At 65.8% G+C, this 21,068-nt stretch carries 18 protein-coding genes; 3 read left to right on the forward strand and 15 right to left on the reverse strand.

Annotation, left to right across the window (positions count from 1 at the left end):
• The 5 genes from AC1DS3_RS24220 to urtA all read right to left on the reverse strand — a co-directional run.
• The coding region (locus tag AC1DS3_RS24220) for an ATP-binding cassette domain-containing protein (RefSeq protein WP_477128117.1) at positions 1-454 on the reverse strand (454 nt) is incomplete at its 3' end.
• Between the two features lie 35 nt (positions 455-489).
• Positions 490-1,338, reverse strand: a complete 849-nt coding sequence (urtD, locus tag AC1DS3_RS24225; protein ID WP_441633505.1) for an urea ABC transporter ATP-binding protein UrtD — start codon at positions 1,336-1,338, stop codon at positions 490-492.
• A complete protein-coding gene (urtC, locus tag AC1DS3_RS24230) occupies positions 1,335-2,540 on the reverse strand; it encodes an urea ABC transporter permease subunit UrtC (RefSeq protein ID WP_441633758.1) in 1,206 nt (401 codons plus the stop codon). The genes urtD and urtC overlap by 4 nt, the downstream gene beginning before the upstream one ends.
• The gene (gene urtB, locus AC1DS3_RS24235; RefSeq protein WP_477128118.1) at positions 2,540-4,177 is read right to left on the reverse strand and encodes an urea ABC transporter permease subunit UrtB; all 1,638 of its coding nucleotides are present in this window, start codon (positions 4,175-4,177) and stop codon (positions 2,540-2,542) included. Before urtB ends, urtC begins: the two co-directional genes overlap by 1 nt.
• A gap of 192 nt (positions 4,178-4,369) precedes the next feature.
• On the reverse strand, positions 4,370-5,635 hold the full coding sequence (urtA, locus tag AC1DS3_RS24240; protein ID WP_477128119.1) for an urea ABC transporter substrate-binding protein: 1,266 nt from the start codon (positions 5,633-5,635) through the stop codon (positions 4,370-4,372).
• Between the two features lie 348 nt (positions 5,636-5,983).
• Here urtA and AC1DS3_RS24245 point away from each other — a divergent pair, with 348 nt between their 5' ends.
• From AC1DS3_RS24245 to AC1DS3_RS24255, 3 genes are all read left to right on the forward strand, one after another.
• Entirely contained in the window at positions 5,984-7,471 is a 1,488-nt protein-coding gene (locus tag AC1DS3_RS24245; protein WP_441633499.1) for a flavin-containing monooxygenase, read from the forward strand.
• A 95-nt stretch (positions 7,472-7,566) separates the two neighbouring features.
• Positions 7,567-8,403, forward strand: a complete 837-nt coding sequence (locus AC1DS3_RS24250; protein ID WP_441633497.1) for an alpha/beta fold hydrolase — start codon at positions 7,567-7,569, stop codon at positions 8,401-8,403.
• A gap of 9 nt (positions 8,404-8,412) precedes the next feature.
• Entirely contained in the window at positions 8,413-9,714 is a 1,302-nt protein-coding gene (locus AC1DS3_RS24255; RefSeq protein ID WP_477128120.1) for an MFS transporter, read from the forward strand.
• Between the two features lie 67 nt (positions 9,715-9,781).
• On the opposite strand, the gene AC1DS3_RS24260 is transcribed toward AC1DS3_RS24255, so the two are convergent.
• From AC1DS3_RS24260 to AC1DS3_RS24305, 10 genes are all read right to left on the reverse strand, one after another.
• The gene (locus AC1DS3_RS24260; protein WP_441633493.1) at positions 9,782-10,261 is read right to left on the reverse strand and encodes a MaoC family dehydratase; all 480 of its coding nucleotides are present in this window, start codon (positions 10,259-10,261) and stop codon (positions 9,782-9,784) included.
• Positions 10,262-10,326: 65 nt separating this feature from the next.
• Positions 10,327-10,776 (reverse strand): MaoC family dehydratase, encoded by a 450-nt coding sequence (locus tag AC1DS3_RS24265; RefSeq protein ID WP_441633491.1) that lies wholly within the window; start codon positions 10,774-10,776, stop codon positions 10,327-10,329.
• A gap of 132 nt (positions 10,777-10,908) precedes the next feature.
• A complete protein-coding gene (locus AC1DS3_RS24270; protein ID WP_477128121.1) occupies positions 10,909-12,027 on the reverse strand; it encodes an acyl-CoA dehydrogenase family protein in 1,119 nt (372 codons plus the stop codon).
• A 13-nt stretch (positions 12,028-12,040) separates the two neighbouring features.
• Entirely contained in the window at positions 12,041-13,243 is a 1,203-nt protein-coding gene (locus AC1DS3_RS24275) for an acyl-CoA dehydrogenase family protein (protein WP_043344761.1), read from the reverse strand.
• Positions 13,244-13,338: 95 nt separating this feature from the next.
• Entirely contained in the window at positions 13,339-13,788 is a 450-nt protein-coding gene (locus AC1DS3_RS24280) for a DUF1178 family protein (RefSeq protein ID WP_441633487.1), read from the reverse strand.
• Positions 13,789-14,879: 1,091 nt separating this feature from the next.
• A complete protein-coding gene (locus AC1DS3_RS24285; protein WP_477128122.1) occupies positions 14,880-15,104 on the reverse strand; it encodes a formate dehydrogenase subunit delta in 225 nt (74 codons plus the stop codon).
• Complete coding sequence (gene fdhD / locus AC1DS3_RS24290) at positions 15,101-15,946, reverse strand: formate dehydrogenase accessory sulfurtransferase FdhD (RefSeq protein ID WP_477128123.1); 846 nt, start codon at positions 15,944-15,946, stop codon at positions 15,101-15,103. The genes AC1DS3_RS24285 and fdhD overlap by 4 nt, the downstream gene beginning before the upstream one ends.
• Complete coding sequence (gene fdhF, locus AC1DS3_RS24295; RefSeq protein ID WP_441641308.1) at positions 15,943-18,798, reverse strand: formate dehydrogenase subunit alpha; 2,856 nt, start codon at positions 18,796-18,798, stop codon at positions 15,943-15,945. Before fdhF ends, fdhD begins: the two co-directional genes overlap by 4 nt.
• An 88-nt stretch (positions 18,799-18,886) precedes the next feature.
• Positions 18,887-20,440 (reverse strand): formate dehydrogenase beta subunit, encoded by a 1,554-nt coding sequence (locus tag AC1DS3_RS24300; RefSeq protein ID WP_441641309.1) that lies wholly within the window; start codon positions 20,438-20,440, stop codon positions 18,887-18,889.
• Complete coding sequence (locus tag AC1DS3_RS24305) at positions 20,437-20,964, reverse strand: formate dehydrogenase subunit gamma (protein WP_441641310.1); 528 nt, start codon at positions 20,962-20,964, stop codon at positions 20,437-20,439. The genes AC1DS3_RS24300 and AC1DS3_RS24305 overlap by 4 nt, the downstream gene beginning before the upstream one ends.
• Positions 20,965-21,068: the final 104 nt, after the last annotated feature.

Here is a 21,068-nt window from a genome sequence, read left to right on the forward strand (position 1 = left end):
GTTCCGGCTCGCTCATCAGCGCGCGGCCGATCGCCAGCTGTTGCTGCTGGCCGCCGGAGAGATCGCCGCCGCGGCGCTGGCGCATGCTGCGCAGCACCGGAAACAATTGGTAAATGCGGTCCGGCACGCCCGACGGGCTCTTGAGGCTGGCCGCGCCGATCAGCAGGTTTTCTTCCACCGTCAGGCGCGGGAAGATCTCGCGGCCCTGCGGCACATAGGCCAGCCCCGATGCCACGCGCTCGTACGGCGGCTTCTTCTCCAGCGCCTGCCCGGCCCAGCTGATGCTGCCGCTCTTGGTCGGCACCACGCCCATCAGGCATTTGAGCAAAGTGCTCTTGCCCACGCCGTTGCGGCCAAGCAAGGTCGTCAGCTTGCCTTGCGGCACCTCGAAGGTGACGTTGCGCAGGATGTGGCTGCCGCCGTAGAACTGGTTGAGTGCATTGACCTGCAACATAGTCTCGTTCCCTTTTTTTCGATCCGGCCCTGCGCCTAGCGGCCGAGATAGGATTCGATCACGCGCTCCTCGCGCTTGACGGCGTCGAGCGTGCCTTCGGCCAGCACGCTGCCCTCGGCCAGCACCGTCACCTTGCCCTCATCGCCGGCCAGTGCGGCAACGAACTCCATGTCGTGCTCCACCACCATCATCGAGCAGGTGCCGCGCAGGCTGTTAAGCAGCTTGGCCAGCTGCATGGTTTCTTCATCGGTCATGCCGGCCACCGGCTCGTCCAGCAGCAGCAACTGCGGCTTCTGCATCAGCAGCATGCCGATTTCCAGCCGCTGCTTCTGCCCGTGCGACAGCAAGCCGGCCGGGCGATAGGCCTCGTCCTCCAGCCCCGTCAGCGCCAGCGTTTCCTCGATGCGGCGATGCCCTTCGGCGCCCAGGCGCGCGCGCAATGAAGTGATCCAGCGCTTGTCACCCTTCGTCGCCAGTTCCAGGTTCTCCCACACTTCGTGCTGCTCGAACACGGTGGGCTTCTGGAACTTGCGGCCAATGCCGGTCTGCGCGATCTTGGGCTCGGTCATGCGCATCAGGTCGATGCTCTGGCCGAGGAACACGCGCCCGCTCACGTTGGCGTTGCGCGGCCCGGTCTTGCCGGTGATCACATCCATCATGGTGGTCTTGCCAGCGCCATTGGGCCCGATCACGCAGCGCAGCTCGCCGTGGTCGATCGACAGCGTGAGCTTGTTCAGCGCGCGGAAACCGTCGAACTGCACGGTCACGTCTTCCAGGTAAAGGATGGGGCCGTGCGAGACGTCGATGACGCCCGGCTCCATGACGCGGCCCAGCCCCGTGGTGCCGCCGCTTTCCGCCTGTTGTGCTCCCAGTGCTGCGTTCATGCTTCCCCTCCGCTGCGGGTGGCGGCAGCCGGCGCATTCGCCGCATTGCCCGGCGCGGCCTGCGGGCTTGCTCGCATGGCACGCGCGCGCTTGAGCAGGCCGATCACGCCATCCGGCATGTACAGCGTCACCAGCACGAACATCGCGCCCAGCAAGAACAGCCAGTACTCCGCGAAGTAAGCCGTGAACATGGTCTTGGCGCCGTTGACGATAAAGGCGCCGATGATCGGGCCGATCAGCGTGCCGCGTCCGCCCACGGCCACCCAAACCGCCATCTCGATGGAGTTGGCCGGGGACATCTCGCCCGGGTTGATGATGCCCACCTGCGGCACGTAAAGCGCGCCGGCGATGCCGCACAGCACGGCCGAAAAGGTCCACACGAACAGCTTGTAGCCAAGCGGGTTGTAACCCGAGAACATCACGCGCATCTCGGCGTCGCGGATCGCGGTCACGACCCGGCCGAGCTTGGACGTCACGATGTAGCGACAGGCGATGAAGCCGGCCAGCAGGGCAAGGAACGTCAGCACGAACAGCGCCGTGCGGGTCTGCGGCGCGGCCACGGCAAAGCCGGCGATGCGCTTGAAATCCGTGAAGCCATTATTGCCGCCAAAACCCGTCTCGTTACGGAAGAACAGCAGCATGGCGGCGTACGTCATGGCTTGCGTGATGATGGACAGGTACACGCCCTTGATGCGCGAGCGGAAGGCGAAGAAGCCGAACAGCCACGCCAGCACGCCCGGCACCAGCACCACCAGCAGCATCGCGTAACCGAGATGCTCGGTACCATGCCAGAACCACGGCATTTCCTTCCAGTCGAGGAACACCATGAAGTCGGGCAGGTCGCTCTTGTAGACGCCTTCGCGGCCAATGCTGCGCATCAGGTACATGCCCATGGCATAGCCGCCGAGCGCGAAGAACAAGCCGTGGCCGAGGCTGAGAATGCCGCAGTAGCCCCACACCAGGTCCAGCGCGATCGCGGCCAGCGCGAAGCACATGATCTTGCCGATCAGCGTCAGCGCATAGGCCGACAGATGCATGGGATGGCCTTCGGGCACCAGCAGCGCGCACACCGGCACGCCGATGCCCACCACCAGCGCGATCACCAGCAACGCCGTCCAGCTGCGCCCGGAGAACAGCGGCTGGCGCTCCGGCACGGCCAGCCGGAAACCCGCCGTGGATGGATTCGAGAGAGAAGTCTTCATCATGCCTCCGCGCTGCGCCCTTTGAGCGCGAACAGTCCCTGCGGGCGCTTCTGGATGAAGAGCACAATCAGCACCAGGACAAAGATCTTGGCCAGCACCGCGCCATAGAACGGCTCGATGAAMTTGTTGATCAGGCCCAGCCCGAAAGCACCGATGATGGTGCCCGCGAGCTGCCCAACGCCGCCCAGCACCACCACCATGAAGGAATCGATGATGTAGGCTTGGCCAAGGTCGGGGCCGACATTGCCGATCTGCGACAGCGCGCAGCCGCCCAGGCCGGCGATGCCCGCGCCAAAGGCAAAGGCGTAGCTATCCACCTTCCAGGTGCGCACGCCAACGCAAGCCGCCATGGTGCGGTTCTGGGTGGTGGCCCGCACGAACAAGCCAAGGCGGGTACGGTTAAGCACGGCCCAGGCCACCGCCACCACCGCCAGCGCAAACACGATGATGACCATGCGGTTGTATGGCAGCACCATGCCGGGCAGCCATTCGATGCCGCCGCTCATCCAGGATGGATTGGCCACTTCCACGTTCTGCGCGCCAAACAGCGTGCGCACCGCCTGCATCAGCAGCAGGCTCACGCCGAAGGTGGCCAGCAGCGTTTCCAGCGGGCGGCCGTAGAGATGGCGCAGCACCAGCCGCTCCAGCACGAAGCCGACCACGGCGGAGGCGAGGAACGATGCGGGCAGCGCAAACAGCAGGTACCAGTCGAACGCGCTGGCAAAGTGCGCGCGGAACACACCCTGCACCATGTACGTGGCGTACGCGCCGATCATCAGGAATTCGCCGTGCGCCATGTTGATGACGCCGATCAGCCCGTAAGTGATGGCCAGCCCCAGTGCGGCGAGCAGCAGCACGCTGCCCAGGCTCAGGCCGGCGAAGAGGTTGCCGATCAGCTCGGCGCGGCGCTGGTCGCCGCGCAAGGCATCGAGCGCCTGCTGCGCGGCGCCGCGCAGTTCGGCGTCGGGCTCGCGAAATTTGCCGGCGGCGTCCTTTTCCAGCAGCGGCTGCAGCTTTTGGCGGCTCTGCGGATTGCTGTCGCGGCCGAGGATGCGGATGGCTTCGAGGCGATCGTCGCGGTTGCCCTCGGCCAGCACGATATTGGCCCAGATCACATCGAGCTTGGCGCGCAGGCCGGCATCGGCCTCGGCCTTGCGCGCGGCCTCCACCACCGGGCGCGATGCGCTGCCCGGCTGGTCCAGCAGCGTATTGACGGCCTGCGTGCGCACCGCCGCATCGGGCGATTGCAGCAGCGTGCTGCTGGCGGCGCTGTCCACCATCGCGCGCAGGCTGTTGTTCAGGGTGAGCGCTTCGAGCGCGTCGGGCTTGACCGTGACCGGCGTGCCGCTGATCGCGTCCACCAGCTTGTCGCCGTCCTGGCGCACCATGCCGACGCCCGGCGCATATTGCAGCGTATCGTCCTGCAAGGCCTTGAGGATGGGGCCGGCCTGCGCCACCGGCGCCTTGGTCAGTGCGGTGATCGCGGCGGTCTTGGCGTCGAAGTCGTCTTCGGCCAGTGGCTTCAGGTCGGCCTGCGTGAGCGGCGCGGCCCACAGCGGGCACGCGGCCAGCAGGAGCAGCGCGGCCAGCATGGCGCGCAAACGTGAAGCGAGAGAGAACGATAAGGGTCGGTGCATAAGGTTTGCGAGTCGCGCGCGGCGAAGCACGCGCGTCACCTTGATCGGCGTGACGATTTGCCGCCACCGCACCGAAGCGGCGGACAGCATGCGAGGAGGCAAAGACACTGCCTGGCGCCCTCCTCTCCCTCCCCTCCCTCACCAGCCACGAGGCAAGCGGGAGAGCAGGAGAGCGCCAAGCGGGCGCCCTGCTTACATCACCTTGTCCGGCTTGCCTTCGTTACCCGCGATGAACGGGCTCCACGGCTGCGCACGCACGGCCTTGGGCGTCTTCCACACGACCGTGAACTGGCCATCGCCCTTGATCTCGCCGATCATCACCGGCTTGTACAGGTGATGGTTCTCGCCCATGGTCAGGGTGAAGCCGTCCGGCGCCTTGAAGGTCTGGCCATACATCGCGGCACGCACCTTGTCGGGATCGGTCGTACCGGCCTTCTTGACAGCTTGTGCCCACATATGGATGCCCACATAGGTGGCTTCCATCGGGTCGTTGGTCACGCGCTTGTCGCCGCCCGGCAGGTTGTTCGCCTTGACCCACGCCGCCCATTGCTTCTTGAAGGCTTCGTTTTCAGGGTTCTTGACCGACATGAAGTAGTTCCATGCGGCCAGGTGGCCCACCAGCGGCTTGGTGTCGATGCCGCGCAGTTCTTCCTCGCCCACCGAGAACGCCACGACCGGCACGTCCTTGGCCTTCAGGCCGGCGTTGCCCAGCTCCTTGTAGAAGGGCACGTTGGAGTCACCGTTGATGGTGGAGATSACSGCSGTCTTGCCGCCTTGCGAGAACTTYTTGATGTTGGCGACRATGGTYTGRTAATCGCTGTGGCCRAACGGCGTGTAGACCTCTTCGATATCCTTGTCMGCCACGCCCTTGCTCTTCAGGAAGGCACGCAGGATCTTGTTGGTGGTGCGCGGGTAGACGTAGTCGGTGCCAAGCAGGAAGAAGCGCTTGGCGCCGCCGCCTTCCTTGCTCATCAGGTATTCCACCGCGGGAATGGCCTGCTGGTTGGGCGCCGCGCCGGTGTAGAAGACGTTCTTGGACATCTCCTCGCCTTCGTACTGCACCGGATAGAACAGCAGCGAATTCAGCTCTTCATAAACAGGCAGCACCGACTTGCGCGAGACCGAGGTCCAGCAGCMGAACGTGACGGCAACCTTGTCCTTGGTGATCAGCTGGCGCGCCTTCTCGGCGAACAGCGGCCAGTTGGAAGCGGGATCGACCACGACCGGCTCAAGCTTGCGGCCAAGCACGCCGCCGCTCTTGTTGATCTCGTCGATGGTCATCAGCGCCACGTCCTTGAGCGAAGTCTCGGAAATGGCCATGGTGCCGGACAGCGAATGCAGGATACCGATCTTGATCGGTTCCTTGGACTGCGCCAATGCCAGCGGGCTCACGCCTGCCGTTGCAAACAAGGCCGCGGCGGCTACCGCCGACAGCTTCAGCATGTCACGTCTTTTCATTGCAGCTCCCAGATTGTCGTGTTGGATAAAGGAACAACGCACCCCGGGTATCTCTTCTGCAACTAGCATGCCATGGCATACAAGCTTGTATACAAGACTGTGTACACGGCCTGGCGTGCCTCCAGAGGCCGCCCGSCCGCCCATCGCACCACGATAGTGCGCAAGCGTCACGCACCAAGCCTGTGCGCCGCCGCCGGCTGATTCAGATTGGGGCACATGGCGGCACGCATGTTGCGCCGTGACTTGCCCGAATCCGCAATCGGCTCTAAGGTGGCCTCTCGATTGCGGGCCACGGCGTCGCCGCACGCGCCGCGACTACCCATAAAAAAGCACGACGGAGACAGCCCATTGAAAGCGTCAACGACGCCCGACGCGGACCAGATCGTCATCCTCGGCGCCGGCGTGGCCGGCATGTGCATGGGCATCAAGCTCAAGCAAGCCGGCATCCATGACTTTGTCGTGCTGGAGAAGGCCGGCACGGTGGGCGGCACCTGGCGGGACAACACCTACCCGGGTTGCGGCTGCGACATTCCCTCCCATCTTTATAGTTTTTCGTTCGCGCCCAAGCCGGACTGGTCCAGCGCATACTCGCCCCAGCCGGAGATCCATCGCTACCTGCAGCACTGCGCCGAGCGCTTCGGGCTGCTCGGGCATATCCGTTTCGGCACGGAGGTCACCGAGGCGCGCTACGACGCCGCCGCCTGCCTGTGGCGGGTGAGCACCAGCAACGGCGACACCATCGCCGCGCGCATCCTCGTCAGCGGCACCGGACAGCTCAACCGCCCGCTGGCGCCAGACATTGCAGGGCTGGACCGCTTTGCCGGCACGGCCTTCCATTCCGCGCGCTGGCGGCATGACGCCGATCTGCGCGGCAAGCAGGTCGCGGTGATCGGCAATGGCGCCAGCGCGCTGCAGTTCATCCCGCGCATCGCGCCGGAAGCGGGCAAGCTGACGGTATTCCAGCGCAGTGCCAACTGGGTGCTGCCGCGCAATGGCGAGGCCTATACGTCCGGACAACAAGCGCGCTTCGAACGCCACCCGTGGACGGCCCGGCTGCATCGCTGGCACCTCTACCTGCAGCGTGAACTGCGCTTCGGGCGCATGCAGCGGGACAGCGGCCGCAACCGGGAACTGGAAACGCTGGCGCGCCGCTACCTCGCGCACATGATTCCCGACCCGGTGCTGCGCGCCAAGCTCACGCCCGACTACCCRATCGGCTGCAAGCGCATCCTGATCTCCGACGATTTCTACCAGGCGCTCAAGCGGCCGAACGTCCATGTCGAGACCGCCCGCATCGAGCGCGTCGAAGCCGACGCCGTGGTCACCGCCGACGGCACCAGGCATCGGGCCGACGCCATCGTCTTCGCCACCGGCTTCGACGCCCGCTCCTTCCTCGCGCCGATCCGCATCACCGGCCGCCACGGCCGCACCCTGGCCGATCAGTGGCGCGAGGGTCCGGAGGCGTATCTCGGCATGACGGCGCCTGGATTTCCCAACCTGTTCGTGCTGTACGGCCCCAATACCAACCTGGGCCATAACTCCATCATTTTCATGCTCGAGTGCCAGGCGCGCTATGTCCTGCAGTGCATCCAGGCCTGCCGCGCGGCGCGCTTCGCCTCGATAGAGGTGCGCCCGGAGGTGGTGACGCGCTTCAACCAGGCGTTGCAGGCGGCCATCGGCCAGACCGCGTGGGCAGGCTCGTGCAGCAGTTGGTACAAGTCGGCCAGCGGCAGGGTCATCAACAACTGGTCGAGCCATGCCACGGCCTATTGGTGGAAGACGCGCAAGCCGGACTGGGGGCACTTCATGCTGCGCCATGCCGGCGAGCGGCCCTAGCATCGCCCGGCCGCCGGCGCCTGCCACATCAACGACATCGATTGCGTTGACATCCACCGTACGCAGCCCGTCAAAAGAACCCAAGGGAGTTCGACATGCAACGCCTGGAAATCGCGTCGGAGCCTATCCGAACCAGCCTGATCGAGGCCGGCACCGGACGGCCGACTCTTCTCGTACACGGCACCAGTTCCAGCGCGGAAACCAACTGGGCCGCCCTGCTGCCCGGGCTCGCGCTGCGCAGGCGCTGCCTGGCGCTGGACCTTGCGGGCTCTGGCGAAACCCGTGACGACGGCGCGCCGCTGACGCTCGATGCGCTGGTCGGACAGGTGCGCGACTGCATGGCGCTGGCGGGCGACCTGCCCGTGGACCTGGTCGGTTATTCGCTAGGCGGCGTGGTGGCCGCCGCCGCGGCCGCGCTGATGCCTGAGCGCGTGCGGCGCCTGGTCTTGTTCGGCGCCTGGGCGCGGACCGATAGCCGCATGCGCCTGCTATTTAGGCTGTGGCAATCGCTGGCGCGCTCGGACCGCCATCAACTGGCGCGCATGCTCCTGCTCAATGGCGTATCGGAGGGCTTCATCGCGTGCATGGACGACGCCACCGTCGAGGGCATGCTGCGGCGCTTCGGCGCGGGCCTGGCGCCCGGCAGCGACCGCCAGGCCGGGCTCGACGCCGTCATCGACGTCACGCCGCTGTTGCCCCGCATCCGCGCCGCCACGCTCGTGATCGGCATGCGCCACGACCAGATGGTGCCGCCGGCGCATTGCCGCGCGCTCGCCGCGGCGATCAGCGGCGCCAGCTACGCGGAGATCGACAGCGGGCACCTGGTGATGCTGGAACAGCCCGAGCGCCTGCTCGCACTGATCGAGCAGCACCTGGATTCAGCGACCACCACGACAAACGAGCGCCAAGCCAACACGTTGAACCGATCCTAAGGCCGACCGATGAAACCACTTGCCTCCTACCAGCCACGCAGCGCCTGGGCCATGGCCTCGATGCTGACCTGGCTTTCGCTGATCAACTTCCTCGACAAGATCGTGCTGGGCATGGTCGCCGTGCCGCTGATGGCAGACCTGAAGCTGCCGCCGGCCGAGTTCGGCCTGATCGCCAGCAGCTTCTTCTGGCTGTTCTCGCTATCCACCGTGCTGGTCGGCTTTCTGTCCAATCGCGTGGCCGCGCGCTGGCTGCTGCTGGCGATGGGCTTGTCGTGGGCCGTGCTGCAGGTCCCGCTGGCGCTGGCGGGATCGGCCATGACCATCCTAGTGTGCCGCATGCTGCTTGGCGCGGCCGAAGGGCCGGCCTTCCCGATCTCCGTGCACGCGCTATTCAAATGGTTTCCGGACCACAAGCGCAACCTGCCGGTGGCGATGATCAACCAGGGGGCCACCGTAGGCCTGCTGCTGGCTGGACTGCTGATCCCGCTGGTGACGATCCGATGGGGCTGGCGCGCCAATTTCATGATCCTGGCCGGCATCGGCATGGCGTGGAGCGCAATGTGGCTCTGCGTGGGAYGCGAGGGACCGCTCACGCAGGCAAGCGCACCACGCGCCGGCACCGCGGCCACGCCCGTGCGCCTGCCCTACCGGCGCATCTTCCGCGACCCGACCGTGCTGGCCTGCCTGGCCATTGGCTTTTGCGCATACTGGGCGTTGGCGCTGGGGCTGACCTGGCTGCCCGCCTACCTGGAAAAAGGCCTGGGCTTCGATCCGGTCACCACCGGGCGCTGGTATGCGGCCATCGTGGCCTCGGCCATGCCCGTTACGCTGATCCTCAGCTGGTTGTCGCAGCGCATGCTGCGCGCAGGCGCATCGTCGCGGCTCGCGCGCGGCGTGCTCATCTCGGTGGCCGCGCTGGCAGGCGGCGGCGTGTACCTGGCGATCGCCTCGATCACGCTGGCGCCAGTGCCCAAGACCTTGCTGATTGCCGTGGCGGCATGCCTGCCGCCCGTGGCGTTCGCCCTGACCCCGGCCATGCTCGCGCAGATCGTGCCGGAGGGCCAGCGCGGCAGCGTGTTGTCGATCCACACGGCGCTGATCACGCTGGCCGGCATCCTGGCGCCGGCGGTGGTGGGGCAACTGGTGCAGCGCCATGGCATGAACGGCGGCTTTGAAGCGGGCTTCACGATCAACGCCCTGCTGCTGCTGGCAAGTGGCGTGATTGGCTTGTGCTGGATCAATCCCGAGCGTTCCGCAAAGGCGCTGGCGGCCTCGCCGCAAGACATAGCGTCCGCGCGTTTGCCGGCCTGAACCGCGCCTGGCGGAACAACCTCAACCAGACCGCGCCGGCCGTGGCGGCCGTCGCGGCCAGTCTGGCTTACGAGTAGCGGCGGCTGATGGATTCCGCCACGCACACCGGCCGCTCGCTGCCCTCGCGCTCCACCGTGACTTCCCAGGTGGACTGGGCGCCAACCAGCGCGGGCGTGTTCGGCAGAGGCTCCAGGCGCTCCACCGAGAGCAGCTTCACGCGGGCGCGCAGGCGGCTGCCAACCGGCACCGGCGCGGTAAAGCGCACGCGGTTCAGGCCATAGTTGACGCCCATCTTCACGCCCGGCATATCGAGCGCGTTGTGCATGAATGCCGGCAGCAGCGACAACGTCAGGAAGCCATGGGCCACCGGCCCGCCGAACGGCGATTCGCGGCGGGCACGCTCCACGTCGACGTGAATCCATTGGTGATCGCCAGTGGCTTCGGCGAACTGGTTGACCTGCTGCTGGGTGATCTCGATCCAGTCGCTGATGGCCACTTCCTGGCCCTGCAGGCTTTCCAGTTCTTCGAGCGAAGCGATGGTACGCATGGTGTCTCCTTGTTGTACGAGTTATCTGTAGAAGCCGGGATGGCCGGGATGATGCTTGAGAATCGTCAGGCGGGCCGCCGTCCGTACATGCCCATGCCCTTGACGGTGCAGACCAGTTCGCCGCGCTGGTTGGTGGCTTCCCATTGCGTGTGCACCACGCCGCGGTCCGGCTTGGACGAGGAAGCGCGCGCATCCAGCACCACCAGCGACACGCGCAGCGTATCGCCCGCATAGACCGGCTTGAGCCAGCGGATCTCATCCACGCCGGGCGAGCCCATGCTGGCGGCCTTGGAGGTCATGTTGTCCACCAGCAGGCGCATCATGATCGAGCAGGTCATCCAGCCGCTGGAGATCAGGTTCTTGTAGATGCTTTTTTGCGCGGCTTCCTTGTCGATGTGGATGGGCTGGGGATCATACTGGCGGGCAAAGGTCAGGATCTCCTCCTCCGTCACCAGGTGGGACCCGAGGTCGCGCTTGCTGCCGACGGCGAAATCTTCGAAATACAGGGTGGACATGAATCGCTCCGTCAACAATGAATGCGAGATGCAAATTGCGAGGTGGGAGAATCGCAGCAAAAGATACGAGGTCAACTCATAACAAAAAACCGCGCCTCGGACAACCGGCGCGGTTCTTTGATTCAACCTGGATCAGACCGTTTCCAGGAAGCCCGGCTGTGCCGCGAAGCGCGACAGGTGATGATCGACATCCCCGAAGGTGGTGTTGATCAGCGTCAGGCGCTTGAACATGTGCGCCGCCGGCAGTTCGTCGGTGACGCCCATGCCGCCGTGGATCTGCACGGCCTCCTGGCCGACCGAGCGAGCCGCCTGGCCCACGCGTGCCTTGGCCGCCGAGGCAAAGCGACGGCGTTCTTCCGGGCTGGCCTCGTCGAACTTGGCGGCAGCCAGCAGCGTGATGGAACGCGATTGCTCGGCGTGGATAAACATCTCCACCATGCGGTGCTGCAGCGCCTGGAAGCGCGCGATCGGCACGCCGAACTGYTGGCGGGTCTTGGCGTATTCCAGCGTGGCGGCGTTGAGCGTGTCCATCACGCCAACGGCTTCTGCGCACAGCAGCACGGCGGCGTAGTCAGCCACCTGCTCGATCAGCGCGAACGCCGCGCCTTCGGTGCCCAGCAGCTCGCCCTGTGCGTCCTTGAAGGTGATATCGGCCGCGCGCAGGTTGTCGATGGTGCGGTAGTCGGTGATGCTGACGCCGGCCGCCTTCGGGTCCACCAGGAACAGCGAAATGCCATTGGTGTCGGCGTCGGCGCCGCTGGTGCGCGCCGAGACGACCAGCTTGCCGGCTTGCGCGCCGTGAATCGTCACGACCTTGCGGCCATTGAGCTTGCCGCCCTTGGCCGTCACGCGCACGTCGTTGAGCGCATAGCGGGCATGCGGCTCGTTGAAGGCGGTGGCCAGCTTCAGCTCGCCGCCGGCAACCTGCTCCAGCAGCGCGTCCTGGCCGCCGGCCAGCTTGAGCGCGTAGGCGGCAACCACGGTGGCGAAGTACGGCTYGACCACCAGGCCGCGGCCCAGCTCCTGCATCACCACCATCATGTCGATGGGCGTGCCCGAGAAGCCACCCTGCGCTTCCGGCACCGGCAGCGCGGTCAGGCCGAGCTCCACCAGCGCGCCCCAGGCGGCATCGCTATGGCCGGCTTCGGCCTTGATGCCCTTCTTGCGGGTCTCGAAATCGTAGTCTTTGTCGATGAAGCGGTGGACGGCGTCAGCCAGTTGCTTCTGTTCGTCGCTGAGATTGAAGTTCATATCGCGTGTCTCCTCACAGCCCCAGGATCATCTGGCTGATGATGTTCTTCTGAATTTCGTTGGACCCGCCGTAGATGGAGGTCTTGCGATAGTTGAAGTAGTAAGCGGCCAGCGGCGCGGCGTCGTCGTAGCCGGTCACCGCGTGTTCGTGTTCGCATTCCAGGTAGGCGGTGTCGAACGGCTGGGCGTAGGGGCCGACGGCCTCCACCATCAGCTCGGTCAGCATCTGCTGGATCTCGGTGCCCTTGATCTTGAGCATCGATGCCTCGGGGCCGGGGCCCTTGCCGGCGCTCTCGCTCGACACCACGCGCAGCACGGTCAACTCCAGCGCCATCAGCTCGATTTCCAGCGCGGCAACCTTGGCGCCGAACAGCGGGTCTTCCAGCAGCGGGCGGCCGTTCTTCTGCTGTTGCTTGGCCACGCGCTTGAGGAAGCCCAGCTCGCGCTTGGAGTTGCCCACGCGGGCGATGCCGGTGCGCTCATGGCCGAGCAGGTACTTGGCGTAGGTCCAGCCGCGGTTTTCTTCGCCGACACGGTTCTCCACCGGCACCTGGACGTTGTCGAAGAACACTTCGTTCACTTCATGCTCTTCGTCGAGCATGATGATCGGGCGCACGGTGATGCCCGGGGTCTTCATGTCGATCAGCAGGAAGGAGATACCCTCTTGCTTCTTGGCTTCGAAATCGGTGCGGACCAGGCAGAAGATCATGTCCGCGTGCTGGCCGAGCGTGGTCCAGGTCTTCTGGCCGTTGACGATGTAGTGCTTGCCGTCCGAGGTCAGCTCGGCACGGGTCTTCAGCGACGCCAGGTCGGAACCCGAGCCCGGCTCGGAGTAACCCTGGCACCACCAGTCGGTGCAATCCAGGATGCGCGGCAGGTAGTAGCTCTTCTGCGCTTCACTGCCGTACTTCATGATCACGGGCGCGACCATGGCCACGCCGAAAGGCAGCACGCCAGGCGCGCCGACGCGGGCATTTTCCTCGTCCCAGATGTGGCGCTGCGTGGCATTCCAGCCCGTGCCGCCATACTGCACCGGCCAGTGCGGCGCGGACCAGCCACGGCCCGCCAGCAGCTTGTGCCAGCGCACCAGGTCGTCGCGGTTGGGGCGGCGGTGGTTCAGAATCTTGCTGCTGATTTCCGCCGGCAGGTTGGCCTCCAGCCAGCCGCGCACTTCGGCGCGGAAGGCATCGTCGGACGCCGAATAGTTGAGATCCATGCCCGTCTCCAGTGATGCCGGTGTGAGACCGGCAGTTTGTTCTAGCTAGCGCGTCATGCGCCGGCAAGAACACTGCCTTGGGCACAGGACGCTATTCAGTGAGCCGTCTGCTTGAGCGCATCCGGCACCACGAGCTGGAAAGTATCGATGCCTTCTTCGGCAAGGGCCTGCACTTCGTCCGGCGACGCCGTGCCGCGGATCCCGCGTTCCGGCGCTTCGTCGTAGTGCATGCGCCTGGCCTCTTCKGCAAAGCGTTCACCCACATCCTCGGTCTGCGCCAGCACCTGCCTTACCGCCTTCAGGTAAAGCGACTGCAGTGTCGCCGGCGCCGCAGGGGCCTTCACCCCGGCCGGCTTGCCCGCCGGCGCGGCGGCCGCTCCCGAGAGATTCAGGCGCGGCGCGCTGGGCAGCCGGGTGATGGCATGGTCTTCGCAGACCGGACATTGGACGAGATTTTGCGAAATCTGCGATTGCGCGTCGTCCTCCGAAGCAAACCAGCCCTCGAAACGATGGTCTTGCGCGCAGCGCAGGTCGAGCACCTTCATGATGTTTCCAGCCCGTCGAAAGCTATAGTATCCGCGAAACGGAATTTTGTGAACGGTCGTGCTAATTTTTTTGCAGCCATTATGTGTGCCCTTGGCGGGGAGTCTTGTGTAAAAGGGTGACGAGGTATGGCTGCGATCACACGGTTAAATGGGATTTTACGCCGTTACGGCTGCGGTGGCTTTTGCACCTGAGGTGCCATACGACGTTGCCGTGCGGGGTTGGTTGCTGTTTCTTTGGGCGGCGATGGTTTTTGCACCCAAGGGCCATACGACATCCCCCTGCGGGGGCTGCCGGTCACTTTTCTTTGACCGGCAAAGAAAACTAACGAAAAGAAAGCCGCCCTGCCGGGAGCAGAGCAATCAGGCTGTTTGGGCCTCGGTGGTTGCTTCTGCATGACCCATGGGTTACGTGGTGCAGCCCCTGACCTCGCTTGCGGTGACCATTCCCGCATCTGCCGTTCGCGGGGCGAAGTGCTGCGCCGTTTCGGGTGTGGCTGGTTTCGTGGTTTTGTCTCGGAGGGCAAGCGCTGTGAGGTGCGAGCGCGGCCCCCGCTGACGGGCCACGGTGCCCACCACGAAGCCAGGGGAGTTGGTAGCAAGCTGCCGCTCGCGCCGGTACGGCAGGGCATCAAATGGCGGGGCGGCCACCGTCAGAGACAAAACCACGAAACCACCAAGGCAGGCAGGGTCGTGGCGCTGCGCACCGCGAACGGCAGATGCCCGAACGCTCACCGAGCAAAGCKATCAGGGGCACCACCACGTGACCATTGGGTCATGCMGTWGCGATGTCCTTCGGGCCGGTTGGACACGCCAGCCAACACTCCGGGCCGTACGACGCAACCACAGAGGCAAAAACAGCCTTATTGCTCTGCCCCCGGCAGGGCGGCTTTCTTTTCGTTAGTTTTCTTTGCCGGTCAAAGAAAAGTGACCGGCAGCCCCCGCAGGGGGATGTCGTATGGCCCTTGGGTRCAAAAWCCATCGCCGATGAAATAAACASCGACCAACCTTGCAGGGCAATGTCGTATGGCACTTGGGTGCAAAAACCAACGCCGTTCAAAGCAACAGCGCCGCCCCCAACAGACCTCCCCCCCTCACTCCAACACCCCCCGATGCCTAGTCACCGCCAACAGGACAATCTCATCCAGCCCGGCATCTTCACTGCCGTCCAGCCGCGCCAGCAAAGCACGCCGCATGCGTGGTTCCCAGAAGCGCTTGATATGGCTGGCGATATCCGCCACGGCTTCTTCCCGGTCCGGCATGGCTTCGAAKAAGGTGCCGATCTGGTTCGCCATCTTGACGAGGTTGTCGGAGTTCATGCCTGTTCCGTCCTGCTGTGCAAACGTTGGGGGTGGGAGTAGACCACGTGCCGGCCGGYGCGTACAAAGCCGGCCAGCGTGACGCCGGCATCGATCGCCAGGCGTACCGCGAGCGCGGTCGGGCCTGATACGGCGGCCAGCACGCCGACGCCGGCGCTGGCGGTCTTCAGCACCATTTCGTAGCTGGCGCGGCTGGTCACCAGCACGGCGCCGCGCGAGCGGTCCTCGCCGGTGCGTGCCAGCGCGCCGATCAGTTTATCGAGCGCGTTGTGGCGGCCCACGTCTTCGCGGACCAGCGCGACCTGGCCGTCGGCGCGCAGCCAGGCGGCGGCGTGCGTGGCGCCGGTGTGGCGCAGCAGTTCCTGCCGGGTCTGCAACTGCGCGAATGCGGCGTACATCGCCTCGTCGCTGAAGCTGGCGCCGCTGCTGACGGGTGCCGGGGMGCGCATGACTTCCTGCAGCAATTCGGTGCCGCACAGGCCGCAGCCGGTACGGCCCGCCATGGCGCGGCGCCGATCCTTGAGCGCGGCGAAGGCTTGCGCCGCGATGCGCAACCGCACCGCGATACCCTCTGGGCGGACCTCAGTCTCCATCTCATAAACGTCGCGCGGGCTGGCCACCAGCCCTTCGCTCAGGCTGAAGCCCAACGCGAAGTCTTCGAGATCGGCCGGCGAGGCCAGCATGACCGCATGCGAGATGCCGTTGTATTCGAGCGCAACCGGTACTTCCTCGGCAATTTCGTCGGCCTCCAGCGCCAGCTCGCCCAGGCGGCTGCGGCTGACCTCGAAGGTGCTGTGGGTGACCGGTTCGGCGTCGGCCATGGCGAGCTCGCAGAGTGTCATGCCGACCCTGCCTCGGCGCTGGCCGCCTGCAGCAACTGCATCTGCTGATCGTGGAAATCGCGGTACTGGCGCTGCCATTCGGACGGCTGCGCCACCGGCATGACCTGCACCGCGGTGACCTTGTACTCGGGGCAGTTGGTCGCCCAGTCCGAGTTGTCCGTGGTGATCACATTGGCGCCGGACTCCGGGAAGTGGAAGGTGGTGTACACCACGCCCGGCTGCATGCGCTCGCTGACAATGGCGCGCAGCACGGTTTCGCCCGCACGGCTTTGCACGCCGACCCAGTCGCCGTCCTTGATGCCGCGTTCCTCGGCATCGTGCGGATGGATCTCCAGGCGGTCCTCGTCATGCCACATCACGTTCTCGGTGCGGCGTGTCTGTGCGCCCACGTTGTACTGCGACAGGATGCGGCCCGTGGTGAGGATCAGCGGGAACTTGCGGTTCACGCGCTCGTTGGTGGGTACGTAGCGGGTAATGATGAACTTGCCCTTGCCGCGCACGAATGCGTCGATGTGCATGGTCGGCGTGCCCTCGGGCGCGGCGTCGTTGCACGGCCACTGGATGCTGCCGAGTTCTTCCAGGCGCTGGTAGCTGACACCGCTGAAGGTGGGCGTGAGCCGCGCGATCTCGTCCATGATCTCGGAAGGATGCTTGTAGTTCATCGGATAGCCCAGCGCGTTGGACAGCAGCACGGTGGCTTCCCAGTCGGCATAGCGGGCCTTGGGCGGCATCACTTTGCGCACACGCGAGATACGGCGCTCGGCATTGGTGAAGGTGCCATCCTTCTCCAGGAAGGACGAGCCCGGCAGGAATACGTGCGCGTACTTGGCGGTCTCGTTGAGGAAGATGTCCTGCACCACGATGCACTCCATGGCCGACAGCGCCGCCGACACGTGCTGCGTGTTCGGGTCGGACTGCACGATGTCTTCGCCCTGGCAGTACAGGCCCATGAAGCTGCCGGACAGCGCGGCCTCGAACATATTGGGAATGCGCAGGCCCGGCTCCGGGCTGATCTCCACATTCCACGCGGATTCGAACAGCCCGCGCGTGGTGGAATCCGACACGTGGCGGTAGCCCGGCAGTTCATGCGGGAACGAGCCGATGTCGCACGAGCCCTGCACGTTGTTCTGTCCGCGCAGCGGGTTCACGCCCACGCCTTCGCGGCCGATATTGCCCGTGCACATGGCGAGGTTGGCGATGCCCATCACGGTGGTCGAGCCCTGCGCATGTTCGGTCACGCCCAGGCCGTAATAGATCGCGGCATTGCCGCCGGTGGCATACAGGCGCGCCGCGCCGCGCAGTTGCCCGGCGGGAATGCCGGTGATCTCGGCCATGGCTTCCGGCGAGTTCTCCGGCAGCATGACGAAGTCGCGCCATTGCTGGAACGCGCGGTCCTCGCAACGCTCGGCGATAAACGATTCGGCCATCAGGCCTTCGCTGACGATCACGTGAGCCATCGACGTCACCACCGCCACGTTGGTGCCGGGACGCAATTGCAGGTGGAAGTCGGCGCGCACGTGCGGCGAATCGACCAGGTCGATGCGGCGCGGATCGATCACGATCAGCTTGGCGCCGGCGCGCAGGCGCTTTTTCATGCGCGAGGCAAACACGGGGTGGCCGTCGGTTGGGTTGGCGCCCATCACCATGATGACGTCCGCCTTCTCCACCGAGCGGAAGGTCTGCGTGCCGGCGGATTCGCCCAGCGTCTGCTTGAGGCCGTAGCCGGTGGGCGAGTGGCAAACCCGCGCGCAGGTATCGACGTTGTTGTTGCCGAAGGCGGCGCGCACCAGCTTCTGCACCAGGTAGCCTTCCTCGTTGGTGCAGCGCGAGGACACGATGCCGCCGATGGCGTCGCGGCCATGCTTGGCCTGGATGCGCTTGAACTCGGAGGCCGCGTGGCTGATCGCTTCTTCCCACGACACTTCGCGCCACGGATCGGTGATCCTGGCGCGGATCATCGGGTTCAGGATGCGGTCCTTGTGGGTCGCATAGCCAAAGGCGAAGCGGCCCTTCACGCACGAGTGGCCTTCGTTGGCCTGGCCGTCCTTGTACGGCACCATGCGCACCACTTCATTGCCCTTCATCTCCGCCTTGAAGGCGCAGCCCACGCCACAGTATGCGCAAGTGGTGACCTTGCTGTGCTCCGGCTGCCCCATGCGGATGATGGAGGTCTCGGCCAGCGTGGCGGTGGGGCATGCCTGCACGCAGGCGCCGCACGACACGCAGTCGGAATCCATGAAGCTGTCGCCCTGCCCCGCCGTCACGCGCGAATCGAAGCCGCGGCCGCTGATGGTGAGCGCGAAGGTGCCCTGGGTCTCCTCGCAGGCACGCACGCAGCGGTTGCACACGATGCACTTGGAAGGATCGTAGGTGAAATACGGATTGGACTCGTCCTTGGCCTCGGCGCGGTGGTTGGCGCCGTCGTACCCATAGCGCACTTCGCGCAGGCCGACCACGCCGGCCATATCCTGCAGCTCGCAGTTGCCGTTGGTGGGGCAGGTCAGGCAGTCCAGCGGATGGTCGGAGATGTACAGCTCCATCACGCCGCGGCGCAGGTCGGCCAGCTTGTCGGTTTGCGTCTTCACCTTCATGCCGGCTTCGGCCGGCGTGGTGCACGAGGCCGGGAAGCCCCGCCGGCCTTCGATCTCGACCAGGCACAGGCGGCAGGAGCCGAAGGACTTGAGGCTATCGGTGGCGCACAGCTTGGGCACGTTCACGCCGGCTTGCACGGCGGCACGCATCAGCGAGGTGCCGGCGGGCACGGTCACGTCGACGCCGTCGATCTCAAGGGTGACCTGCTGTTGCGAATCGCTGGCCGGCGTGCCGAAGTCGATTTCGTTGCGTGTGTTCAAGGCGGGCTCCCGCTGCGGCCTGGGCCGCGTACTGGTGATTCAGAGTGGCGCAGTGGCAGCGCCGGTTCGATAGGCTGTGGCGCTGCGCTCAGGCTGCTTTGGCTGGCACTGCCACGCCAAAGTCTTCCGGGAATGCGTCTAGCGCCGACAGCACCGGGTACGGCGTCATGCCGCCCATGGCGCACAACGATCCGCCCAGCATGGTGTCGCACAGGTCGCGCACCAGCTTGACGTGCTTCACCGGCTGGTCGCCCGCGATGATCTTGTCGATCACCTCGACGCCGCGCGTGGAGCCGATCCGGCACGGCGTGCATTTGCCGCAGGATTCGATGGCGCAGAATGCCATTGCGTAGCGGGCTTGCCTGGCCATGTCGACGGTGTCGTCGAACACCACGATGCCGCCGTGCCCCAGCACCGCGCCGAACGCGGCGAAGGCTTCATAGTCCATCGGCGTATCCAGCCGCGACACCGGCAGGTACGCACCCAGCGGGCCGCCCACCTGCACCGCGCGGATGGGCCGTGCGCTGCGCGTGCCCTGGCCGTAGTCCTCAAGCAGTTCGCGCAGGGTCACGCCGAAGGCCTTCTCCACCAGCCCACCCTGGCGCACATTGCCTGCGATCTGGAACGGCAGCGTGCCGCGCGAGCGGCCCATGCCAAAGTCGCGATAAAACTGCGCGCCGCGCGCGAGGATCACTGGCACGGTGGCCAGCGAGATCACGTTGTTGATGATGGTGGGCTTGCCGAACAGCCCTTCGATGGCCGGCAGCGGCGGCTTGGCGCGCACCACGCCGCGCTTGCCCTCCAGGCTTTCCAGCAGCGCGGTTTCCTCGCCGCAGACATAGGCACCGGCGCCCTTGCGCACTTCGAGCCGGAAGCGCCGGCCGCTGCCGCGGATATCGTCGCCCAGCCAGCCGGCCGCCTGCGCGATGCCGACGGCGGATTCCAACACGGCGATGGCGTGCGGGTATTCCGAGCGCACGTAGATGTAGCCATGCTCCGCGCCGACGGCGAGGCCGGCGATKGTCATGCCTTCGATCAGCATGAACGGGTCGCCTTCCATCACCATGCGGTCGGAGAAGGTGCCGGAGTCGCCTTCATCGGCATTGCAGACCACGTACTTGGTGGGCGACGGCGCGTTGCGCACCGTCTGCCACTTGATGCCCGTGGGAAACGCCGCGCCCCCGCGTCCGCGCAGGCCGGAATCGGTCACTTCCTGCACGATCCGCGCGCCGTCCAGCGCCAGCGCGCGGGTCAGGCCGGCATAGCCATCGTGTGCGATGTAGTCAGCGAGCGAGAGCGGATCGGTGATGCCCATGCGGGCAAAGGTCAAGCGCTCCTGCCCCTTGAGGAACGGGATTTCCTCGGTGAGCCCAAGCGCCAGCGCATGCGCGCCACCAGCCAGGAAATCGGCATCGAACAGCGCGGCGACATCTTCGGGGGTAACCGGCCCATAGGCCACGCGCCCTGCGGGGGTCTGCACTTCAACCAGCGGCTCAAGCCAGAACATGCCGCGCGAGCCGTTGCGCACCAGTTCGATGCTGGCGCCACGCGCCGTGGCCTCACGCGCGATGGCGCGGGCCACCGCATCGGCGCCCATGGCCAGCGCGCTGGAATCGCGGGGTACGAAAACGGTGATGCTCATGCTGGCACCTCCTGGTCTTCGGCCACGCCCGTGCAGGCTTTGATCAGCGCATCGAAGCGCTGCGGCGTGACGCGGCCAGCCAGTTCCCCGTCGATCATCACGGCCGGGCCACAGGCGCACTGGCCGAGGCAATACACCGGCTCCAGCGTGAACTCGCCATCGGCGGTGGTTTCATGGAATCCGCAGCCCAGCGCACGCTCGGCGTACGCGGCAAGGGCCTCGCTGCCAACCGACTGGCACGCTTCCGCGCGGCAGACCTGGACCACGTGCCGGCCCGGCTTGCTGTCGCGAAAGTGGTGATAGAAGGTGACCACGCCATGCACCTCGGCGCGCGACAGGTTGAGCGCGCGGGCAATCTCGGGCAAGGCGTCGGCGGGCACGTAGCCCACCGCGTCCTGGATCTCATGGAGGATGGGCAGCAAGGCGCCCGGCATGTCGCGGCGCGCGGCCACGATGCGGGCGACCGGGTCGGGCACGGCGTTGGTGGCCGGCTTAGCGGCTGGCTTGGCGGCGGAATCAGACATCGAGTCTCCTGGTGACGCAGCGCGGGCCGGCGCAAGCGCTCAAGCGCAACGCCAGCGGCAGACGGTGTGGCGCATTGGCTTGCGCGTCTTGCCAGGATTTGCTG

It is taken from the genome of Cupriavidus sp. 01L46 (genome assembly GCF_056399905.1).